The organism is Dactylosporangium sp. NPDC000521, from assembly GCF_042898305.1.
GTDB lineage: Bacteria > Actinomycetota > Actinomycetes > Mycobacteriales > Micromonosporaceae > Dactylosporangium.
This window is the reverse complement of record NZ_JBIAYW010000006.1, coordinates 563,962-570,184: the sequence shown is the minus strand read 5'-3', so window position 1 is coordinate 570,184 and position 6,223 is coordinate 563,962. Positions and strand designations below refer to the sequence as shown.

General features: G+C 71.8%; 5 protein-coding genes. 2 read left to right on the top strand and 3 right to left on the bottom strand.

Annotated features, from left to right (window positions below):
* Positions 1–659: 659 nt before the first annotated feature.
* The 3 genes from ACFY3L_RS22770 to ACFY3L_RS22760 all read right to left on the bottom strand — a co-directional run bounded on the left by ACFY3L_RS22770 (position 660) and on the right by ACFY3L_RS22760 (position 3,872).
* Positions 660–1,883, bottom strand: coding sequence for a hypothetical protein (locus ACFY3L_RS22770; RefSeq protein WP_389327246.1), 1,224 nt, complete (start codon positions 1,881–1,883; stop codon positions 660–662).
* Positions 1,813–2,466, bottom strand: coding sequence for a SigE family RNA polymerase sigma factor (locus ACFY3L_RS22765; protein ID WP_389327243.1), 654 nt, complete (start codon positions 2,464–2,466; stop codon positions 1,813–1,815). Before ACFY3L_RS22765 ends, ACFY3L_RS22770 begins: the two co-directional genes overlap by 71 nt.
* 104 nt (positions 2,467–2,570) lie before the next feature.
* Entirely contained in the window at positions 2,571–3,872 is a 1,302-nt protein-coding gene (locus ACFY3L_RS22760; RefSeq protein WP_389327240.1) for a serine/threonine-protein kinase, read from the bottom strand.
* A 169-nt stretch (positions 3,873–4,041) separates the two neighbouring features.
* Here ACFY3L_RS22760 and ACFY3L_RS22755 point away from each other — a divergent pair, with 169 nt between their 5' ends.
* Positions 4,042–4,977 carry a ParA family protein gene (locus ACFY3L_RS22755; RefSeq protein WP_203853951.1) on the top strand — a complete coding sequence of 312 codons (936 nt, stop codon included), beginning with the start codon at positions 4,042–4,044 and terminating at the stop codon, positions 4,975–4,977.
* Positions 4,978–5,011: 34 nt separating this feature from the next.
* Positions 5,012–6,055 carry a segregation and condensation protein A gene (locus ACFY3L_RS22750; RefSeq protein WP_389327237.1) on the top strand — a complete coding sequence of 348 codons (1,044 nt, stop codon included), beginning with the start codon at positions 5,012–5,014 and terminating at the stop codon, positions 6,053–6,055.
* The last annotated feature ends 168 nt before the right edge of the window (positions 6,056–6,223 follow it).

The following is a 6,223-nucleotide window of genomic DNA, read 5'->3' as shown; positions in this document are numbered from 1 at the left end:
TGGCTGTGGCTGCGTGCGCGGCCGGATTCGTCCTTGGATCAACGGTGTGGGTGGGGTGCGGGCAGCGTCGGGGCGGCGAGCGATGGCGGGGCGCGGCCACCGGGGTGGACGGATCATGCGTGAGGTGCTGGTCAATGTCCTGGTTGGCGGGTGCTGGTCCTGTTGACGTGATCCAAGGATGGCTGTGGCTGCGTGCGCGGCCGGATTCGTCCTTGGATCAACGGTGTGGGTGGGGTGCGGGCAGCGTCGGGGCGGCGAGCGATGGCGGGGCGCGACCACGGAGCGGACGGATCATGCGGTCGACCTGGCGCGCTGTGCACGCACGATGCGGCCCAGGGGCGCCGGGTGACGTCGGGGCGGAGCCAACGCCCAGCGCGCGGCGCGGCGCGGGCCGGCTCGCCGGCCGAGAGGTCCGCATCGAAGGAGCCAGGGGCGGACGAGGGGCCGAGCGTGAGGTCGTGGCGTGCCGGTAGTGCCCGGTCGTGCGCCTGCGTCGTGAGGTCGAGCGTGAGGTCGTGGTGCGTGGTGCTGGTTCGGGTGTCTTCGTCGCGGTCGGCGTTGTCGGAACTGGTGACCCCGTGGTCGCTGGGGTTGCCGTCGTGCCGGTCGCCGGTGATCCGGTGGGGTGTGAGGGCCACCGGATCATGCGGGTGCGGGGGTCAGGGGGTGAACGCCGACGTGGCGGCGGGCCAGGAGGTGCGGTCGGAGGGGTCCTCGGCCGTCATCGTCTTCAGGATCTGCGACAGCTCGCTGGTGCTCAACGGCCGATCGCCCGTGGTCTCCACCTGCAGGAAGTACTGGCCGTCCTCGATCAGCGTGGCGCAGCGGTTGGTGGCGGGCGGGCAGGTGGCCTTGTTGATCACCTTGTCGGTCACCTGGTCGGCGATGCCGAGGGTGAGGATGAGCGACGGGTACGTGTCGAAGTCGGCCGGGCCGGTGGACAGGCGGCTCAAGGGTTTCTGGGCCAGGCGGACCACCGACAGGCTGGTGCTGTCGTAGGAGGACGTGCGGGTGCTGGCGGCGAGCAGGTGGTAGCCCTTCGGCAGGTCGCTGACGCGGATGCCGACGGGGAACGGGGCAGGGTCGGCGGCGGGTAAGGCCTCGGCGAGGGCGACCAGCTCGTCGCGGGTGGGCATGGTCTCGGGCCGGGACCAGTAGACCGCCGCCCAGGCGCCCGGCATGTACTGCCAGGCCATGGCCGGGATGACCGGGTCGGTGCAGCAGCCGTCCTTGTCGGCGGCGGTGGGCGAGACCGAGCCGCCGGCGCGCAGCAGCCGGGCCTGCCGGCCGCCGATGGTGAGCTTGGTGCCGCCGTTGAACTCGCGGGGGTCGAAGGCGTCGGTGCTGTAGACGACGAGCCGGCCCTCACGGGGCACGACACTGTCCAGGGACGCGGTGCGGGCCGGATCGCCCGCCGGGACGGTCTGGGAGACCGAGACGGACGGGTGGGAGACCGAGACGGACGGGGCGGCGGACGGGGCGGCGTTGAAGTCGATCGTGGACATCTGGTAGCCGGAGGTGACCAGGTAGGGGTCGCTGACGACATACCGCCCGGAGGTGTAGCCGCTGTAGTTGGTCTGGAAGGGGCCGGCGGCCGCGAAGTCGGCCCGGCGGGTGGGGGACGGGGAGGCGTCGACGACCAGGGCGGGCGCGCCGTTGGGGTCCGCGGTGGGCGTGGTGGCCGGCGGGTTGAAGAGCGCGATCGCGGCGGTGGCGCCGGTGATCACCGCGGTCACGCCGCCGGCGACGGAGGCGAGGAGGGTGCGGCGGCGGCGACGCCGGGCGAGCCGGCGGCCCGCGGTGGTGATGTCGTCAATGCTGAGCCGCGGTGGCGGTGCGTCGTCCCTGGCCGCCGCCAGCAGACTGTGCAGGTCGCGATCCATGCCCTTCCCTCCTGTTCTCCATCTCGTGAGCGGGTGTCGCCTGCCGCGGGGGAGTGGACGCTCGCGCGCCGGGGGCGACGGCACCGGGGTCGTCACGAGGCTCCGCGTCGAGCAGGGCACGGAGGGCGGTGAGCCCGCGGGCGGTCTGGCTCTTGACGGTGCCCGGCTGACGGCCGAGCACCTCCGCGGTCTCCTCAACGCTTAGCCCCTCGTAGTACCGCAGGACCAGCACGGCGCGCTGGCCGGGGGCCATCCGGGCGAGTGCGGCGCGGATCCGGATCCGCTCGTCGACCTGCTCGGCGTGGTCGGGGCCGGGCAGCTCGGGCAGGCTGTAGCCCACCGAGCGCTCCCTGCGCCGCCACGGCCGGCGGCTCTCGTCAACCAGCGCGTGCACGACCGCCCGGCGCACATAGGCGAGGGGCGTGTCGACGCGGTGCCAGTGCACGTAGAGCTTCGCCAGGGACGCGGCGACGGCGTCCTCCGCCGTGTGCCAGTCCCCGCACGTCAGGTAGGCGAGCGAACGCAGGCCGTCGAACCGTGCGGCGACGAACTCCCGGAACTGCGCTTCGTCGGCTTCGTTCACCCGATCGGGCTCCCTTCGTCGCGGGGTAGACGAAGCCCCGCCACGAAAGGGTTGCACGTGGGTACGACAGAAAATCCCGGCCGGCCCCGGATCTGGCCGACCGGCTACGCGGGTGGGGTCGAGCCGGCGACAGGAGGTGTCGTGCCGCCGGTCGTCGGCTCGGGCTGAGCCGTCGTGGGCGGTGGCGGCGGGGGCTCGCTCGTCGCCGGCGGGGGAGCGGCGCTGCTGGTGACGGGGGCCGGAGAGTCCGACGTGGGTGCGCTCGCCGTCGCCGCCGCCGATGTACGGGTGGCGCCACCCCCAGCGGGTGCCGGCGCCGACGTGACGACCGCGGGGGACTGCGACATGCCGGGGACGCCGGTGGGGATGTCGCCCTGCTTGTCGCCCCGGCTGAGCGCGATCGCGGCCAGGACCACGCCACCGGCCATGACGAGCAGCGCCAGGCCGATGGCGACCGGGATCCAGGCGGGCCGGCCCGGCCTCGCGCCGGACGATCCCGGCCGGCCGGCGACGGCGACCCGTGGTGACGCCACCGTCGCGGAACGCCGGGTGGCCACCGGTACCAGGGCCAGATCTTCATCTTGAAGGGTGGACACCTGCGCGTCGCGGGCGGCGGCGGCGAAGGCGGCCGCGGTCGGGAAGCGGTCCTCGGGGTCCTTCGCCATGGCGCGCTCGACCACCGCCCGCACGCCGGCGGGCACGGTGTCGGGCAGTGGCGCCGGGTCGTCCTGCAGGTGCTTGATCGCGATCTCGAGCGGCGAGTTTCCGGTGAACGGCGGTGCGCCCGTCAGGCAGTGGTACGCGACCGCGCCGAGTGCGTAGATGTCCGTGGCGGGCGAGATCGGCTTCCCGCGTGCCTGTTCGGGTGACATGTACAGGGCGGTGCCGATCACCGCATTCACTTTCGTGACGGATGTCACGTCGGCGGAGCGGGCCACGCCGAAATCGACGAGGGTCACCGCCCCGTTGTCGCCGACCAGGAGATTGTTGGGCTTCACGTCGCGGTGGATGATGCCGTTGCTGTGCGCGGCGTGCAGCGCGTCGGCGGCCTGCGCCACGATCGCCATGGTCTCGTCGGCCGGGAGTGCACCCTCACGGGTGATCCGCTCGCCGAGGGGGCGGCCCTCGACGAACGCCATGACGAGGAACATCGTGCCCTCGGGCGTCTCGCCGTAGTCATAGACGCCGACCACGCCCTTGTGCCCGACGGACGCCATGATCCGCGCCTCGGCCCGGAACCGGACGCCGAACTCGGCGTCGCTGGTCAGGCCCGGCAGCAGCACCTTCACGGCGACCGTCCGGTTGAGCGTCTTGTCGGTCGCGCGGAACACCTGCCCCATGCCGCCGCTGGCGACGAACTCATCGAGGCGGTACCTGTCGCCGAGCACGTCTCCTGGTCCCAACACGTCGAAGACCGTACCCAACGAAGCTGATCGCGACACGCCGGGCGCGCGGAGTGGGGTATGTACCCTGCGATGACGTACAGTCGGGCAACGGCCGTCCCGCTTCCCCAGAACGCCGACGACGAATCGGCCCCGGGTGGAGATGAGCCGCCGGGAGGGGCGAAGAGGTTCGATGACAGGCATGGGTGACCAGGCGGAGTCGTGGACGACGCAGATGCGCGCCGAGCAGGCATCGCTTGACCTCGGCGCCGAGCTCGGTCCGGCGGATCCGACGGCGTACACGATGCGCAAGCCGATCCCCGAGCCGATGCCGATGGACCGGCACGGCCCGGCGCGGATCATCGCGATGGCCAACCAGAAGGGCGGCGTGGGCAAGACCACGTCGACCATCAACCTGGGCGCGGCCCTCGCCGAGTACGGGCGGCGGGTCCTGCTCGTCGACTTCGACCCGCAGGGTGCCCTGTCGGTCGGCCTCGGCGTCAACCCGCACAACCTCGACCTGACGATCTACAACATCCTGATGGACTCCGACGTGACCGTCGAGGACATCCGGATCAAGACCGACATCGCGGGCCTGCACCTGCTGCCGGCCAACATCGACCTGTCGGCGGCCGAGATCCAGCTGGTCACCGAGGTCGCCCGCGAGATGGCCCTGGCCCGGGTGCTGCGCCCGGTCCTGAAGGAGTACGACTACATCCTGATCGACTGCCAGCCGTCGCTGGGCCTGCTCGCGATCAACGCGCTGACCGTCGCGCACGGCGTCATGATTCCGCTGGAATGTGAATTCTTCTCACTTCGCGGTGTGGCGCTGCTGCTCGACACGATCGACAAGGTCCGCGAGCGGCTCAACTTCGACCTGGAGCTCGAAGGCATCCTCGCCACCATGTACGACAGCCGCACCACCCACTGCCGCCAGGTGCTGCAGCGGGTCGTGGAGGCGTTCGGCGACAAGGTGTACCAGACGGTCATCACCAAGACCGTGAAGTTCCCCGAGTCGACGGTCGCCGGCGCGCCCATCACCACGCTCGACCCGTCGTCCTCGGGTGCCCGCAACTACCGGCAGCTCGCCCGTGAGGTCATCGCCCAGCAGGCCGAGCGGCGGTTGTAGCGGTTTTCCGGACCCTTTGCGCTACGGTCTTCCGGTGACCGACCCAGCCACCGTGGACTCCGCGAATCCTTCGCCGGATCCCTCCACCGTGGACGCGCTTCCCGATGCCGCCGTGGTCCCCGCCGCGGACGTCGCCGCTCCTGTACCGGATGCCGCGACCGCTCCGCCCGGGGCTGACGCCGCGCCGTCCGGCTTCCAGGTGCGGCTGGCGAACTTCACCGGGCCGTTCGACCTGCTGCTGCAGCTCATCGGCAAGCACAAGCTCGACGTCACCGAGGTGGCGCTGCACACCGTCACCGACGACTTCATCGCGTACATCCGCGGCATGGGCGACGACTGGGACCTCGACGAGGCGTCGGAGTTCCTGGTCGTCGCCGCCACGCTGCTCGACCTGAAGGCGGCCCGCCTCCTGCCGTCGGCCACCGTCGAGAACGAGGAGGACCTGGCGCTGCTGGAGGCGCGCGACCTGCTCTTCGCGCGGCTGCTGCAGTACAAGGCGTTCAAGGAAGCGGCGGCGCACATCGCGGGCCTGGAGGCCGTCGGCTCCCGCCGCTACCCGCGCTCGGTGTCCCTGGAGCCGCAGTACGCCGAGGCCCTGCCCGACCTCGTGCTCGGCGTCGGCCCCGCGAGGCTGCTGAAGCTGGCGCTGAAGGCGTTCACCCCGAAGGCGGGCCCGCCGGTCGTCTCGATCGCGCACATACACATGGTCCGCGTCAGCGTCCGCGAGCACGCCAACATCGTCCGCGACCGCCTCATCGAACAACGCGAGGCGACGTTCAGCGCGCTGTGCGTCGACTGCGAGTCGACCCTGGAGGTCGTCGCCCGCTTCCTGGCGCTGCTGGAGTTGTACCGCGAGGACCTCGTCTCCTTCGAGCAGGTCCAGGCGCTCGGCGAGCTCCTCGTCCGGTGGACGGGACCGGACGACGCGGCGGCCGCCGTGATCGAGGTCGAGGAGTACGAAGGCAGCCCCGCCCCGCCCGAAGCCCCGCCCGCCGAGGGGGCGGCACCGGACGAACCGGCGGCGGACGAACCGGCAGCGGACGACGCGGAAGCAGTGAACAGCGAGGTGGACCAGTGAGCCAGGACGACCAGTCGAGGTCGCTCGCCGACCAGGCAGCGAACTGGGTCCCACCCTGGGCTCGCCCGCAGCCCCCGGCCGAAGCCGTTCCAGCCGTGGAGGCAGCGGAGGCAGCGGAGGAGCGGCCTGCGGACCTTGGTGAGACCGTCTCGGCGGCATCTGATGAGG

Bases quoted from the DNA above. Each gene is read 5' to 3' on its own strand.
- ACFY3L_RS22770 (WP_389327246.1), bottom strand. From the start codon at position 1,883: ATGGATCGCGACCTGCACAGTCTGCTGGCGGCGGCCAGGGACGACGCA.
- ACFY3L_RS22755 (WP_203853951.1), top strand. From the start codon at position 4,042: ATGACAGGCATGGGTGACCAGGCGGAGTCGTGGACGACGCAGATGCGC.